General features: G+C 71.2%; 2 protein-coding genes. Both read right to left on the bottom strand.

Annotation, left to right across the window (positions count from 1 at the left end):
* Positions 1-301, bottom strand: a 301-nt coding sequence (locus tag AOJ26_RS35580) for a biotin/lipoyl-containing protein (RefSeq protein WP_324614007.1), incomplete at its 3' end; no start/stop codon positions are given.
* 17 nt (positions 302-318) lie between these two features.
* Positions 319-3,006, bottom strand: a complete 2,688-nt coding sequence (gene aceE, locus AOJ26_RS35575) for a pyruvate dehydrogenase (acetyl-transferring), homodimeric type (RefSeq protein ID WP_053852493.1) — start codon at positions 3,004-3,006, stop codon at positions 319-321.
* Between the last annotated feature and the right edge of the window lie 74 nt (positions 3,007-3,080).

Below are 3,080 nucleotides of genomic sequence, written 5' to 3'. Positions count from 1 at the left end.
GCGGTGCGGTCACGGGCGTGGCCGGGGCGGGGGTGACCGCGGTCGCCGCCGGCGGTTCGGCGTCGGGCGGGCCGATGACGGCGAGCTCGGCGCCCACCTCGACCGTCTCGTCCTCGCCGACGACGATGGTCAGCAGGACTCCTGTGGCGGGCGCGGGGATCTCGGTGTCCACCTTGTCGGTGGACACCTCCAGCAGCGGCTCGTCCTGCTGGACGTGCTCGCCCGGCTGCTTCAGCCAGCGGGTCACGGTGCCCTCGGTGACGGACTCGCCGAGTGCGGGCAGGGTCACGGAAATCGTCATGGCGGCGTACGGCTCCTTCAGGTGTCCAGGCCGTAGTGGTTGCGGGCGCGGTCGACGGTGCCGGGGTCCACCAGTCCGGCCCGTGCCAGCCGGTCCAGGGCCGTCACGGTGATCGATTCGGCGTCCACGCCGAAGTAGCGCCGTACGTCCTCGCGGGTGTCGGACAGGCCGAATCCGTCCGTGCCCAGTGAGTAGTAGTCCTGCTCGATCCACTGGCCGATCTGGTCGGGTACCTGGCGCATCCAGTCGCTGACGGCCAAGACCGGACCGGGCGCGCCGGCGAGCGCCCCGGTCACGAAGGGCACACGTGTCTCGCCGCGCGTGCGGGCGGTGTCGGCGTCCATCGCGTCCCGGCGCAGTCCCGTCCAGGACGTCACCGACCAGACATCGGCGCGCACGTTCCAGTCGGCGGCAAGCAGTTCCTGCGCACGCAGTGCCCAGTGGACGGCGGTGCCGGAGGCCAGGAGCTGCAGCCGGGGGCCGGACACGGCGGGGTCGCCGGGCCGGAACGGGTACAGGCCGCGGACGATGCCCTCCTCGATGCCCGGCCACGCGGGCATGGGCGGCTGGGGCTTCGGCTCGTTGTAGACCGTGAGGTAGTAGAAGACGTTCTCGGGCCGCTCCCCGAACATCCGGCGCAGACCGTCGCGGACGATGACCGCGATCTCGAAGGCGAAGGCCGGGTCGTAGCTGACGGCCGCCGGGTTGGTGGCGGCCAGGAGGTGCGAATGGCCGTCGCCGTGCTGGAGACCTTCGCCGGTCATGGTGGTGCGTCCGGCGGTGCCGCCGACGACGAACCCGCGGCCCATCTGGTCGGCGAGGGCCCAGAACTGGTCGCCGGTGCGCTGGAAGCCGAACATGGCGTAGAAGATGTAGAACGGGATCATCGGCTCGCCGTGGGTGGCGTACGAGGTCGCGGCGGCGGTGAACTCGGCCATGGAACCGGCTTCGGTGATGCCCTCGATGAGGAGTTGCCCGGTCTCGCTCTCCCTGTAGTGCAGCAGCTGGTCGGCGTCGACGGGGTCGTAGGTCTGGCCCTGCGGCGAGTAGATGCCTGCCGTGGGGAACATCGACTCCATGCCGAAGGTGCGGGCCTCGTCGGGGATGATCGGCACCCAGCGGGCGCCGGTGCGGCCGTCCCGCATCAGGTCCTTCACCAGGCGGACCAACGCCATGGTGGTGGCGACCTCCTGGTGGCCGAAGCCCTTGAGCAGCGCCTCGAACGGCTGCGCGGCGGGCTCCGGCAGCGGCTTGGCGATCACGCGGCGCGCGGGGGCGGGACCGCCCAGTGCGGCGCGCCGCTCGCGCAGGTACCGCACTTCGGGTGAGTTCTCCCCCGGGTGCCAGAAGGGGACGACGTCGCCGGCGAGGGCGCTGTCGGGGATGGGCAGGTCCAGTACGTCGCGCAGCTCGCGGAACTGCGCCATGGTCAGCTTCTTCATCTGGTGGTTGGCGTTGCGGGACTCGAACGCCGACCCGAGGGTGTGCCCCTTGACCGTCTGGGCGAGGATCACCGTCGGCGCTCCCCGGTGTTCTACGGCGGCCCGGTAGGCGGCGTACACCTTCAACGGCTCGTGCCCGCCGCGGGAGTTCTCGAAGAGCTCCACCACCTGGGCGTCGCTCAGGGCGGCGGAGAGTGCGGACAGGGCGTCTCCGACGAAGAAGTTCTTGCGGATGTAGGCGGCGTCCCGCGCGGCGAGAGTCTGCATCTGGGCGTCGGGCTCCTCGCCCAGGCGGCGCACCAGGTCGCCGGTCGTGTCCTGGGCCAGCAGCGGGTCCCAGGCCTCGCCCCACAGGGTCTTGACGACGTTCCAGCCCGCCCCGCGGAACCGGGCCTCCAGCTCCTGCACGATCTTGGAGTTGGACCGCACGGGTCCGTCGAGGCGTTGCAGGTTGCAGTTGATCACGAAGGTGAGGTTGTCCAGGCCCTCACGGGAGGCCAGCGTCAGGGCGGCTGTGGCCTCCGGCTCGTCCGTCTCCCCGTCGCCGAGGAACGCCCACACGCGGGAGGCGGAGGTGTCCTTGATGCCGCGGGCCTGCAGATAGCGGTTGAAGCGTGCCTGGTAGACGGCGCCGAGAGGGCCGAGGCCCATGGACACGGTGGGGAACTCCCACAGCCACGGCAGGCGCCTGGGGTGTGGGTAGGACGGGAGGCCGTGACCGCCGGCCTCGCGCCGGAAACCGTCCAACTGCTGCTCGCTCAGGCGGCCTTCGAGGAACACCCGGGCGTAGATGCCCGGCGAGGCGTGTCCCTGGAGGAACAACTGGTCGCCCGAGCCGTCCTGTTCCTTGCCGCGGAAGAAGTGGTTGAAGCCGACCTCGTACAGCCAGGCCGCCGAGGCGTAGGTGGAGATGTGTCCGCCCAGGCCCAGCCGGGAGCCGCGGGTGACCATGGCCGCGGCGTTCCACCGGTTCAGAGCGGTGATCCTGGTCTCCATGTCGATGTCGCCGTCGAACGCCGGCTGTGCGGCCGCCGGGACGGTGTTGACGTAGTCCGTGGTGAGCAGCCCGGGCACGGACAGGCCGGCGCGGGCCGCGTACTCGTGGACGCGCCGGATCAGGTACACCGCCCGATCGGGTCCGGCGTTGCGTATGACGGCGTCGAGGGAGGCCTGCCACTCGGCGGTCTCCTCGCGGTCACGGTCGGGAAGCTGGTCGAGCTCACTGCTCGACGGGGACGCGGTGGGCCGGGACGGGTCACTCATGGGTGGCCTTCCTCAGGACATGGGGTGGGGGAGACGGGTCGGGGTGGTGGATGCCGTGGGCCGTGGGACGGTGC

The sequence above is a fragment of the Streptomyces sp. NRRL B-24085 genome, from assembly GCF_001282115.1.
In the GTDB taxonomy this organism is placed as follows: Bacteria; Actinomycetota; Actinomycetes; order Streptomycetales; family Streptomycetaceae; genus Streptomyces.
Note: the sequence above shows the minus strand (reverse complement) of the source record. Positions and strands in the feature narration are given on the sequence as shown.

Excerpts from the sequence above, each read along its gene's own strand:
- aceE (WP_053852493.1), bottom strand. The coding sequence starts at position 3,006 with ATGAGTGACCCGTCCCGGCCCACCGCGTCCCCGTCGAGCAGTGAGCTC.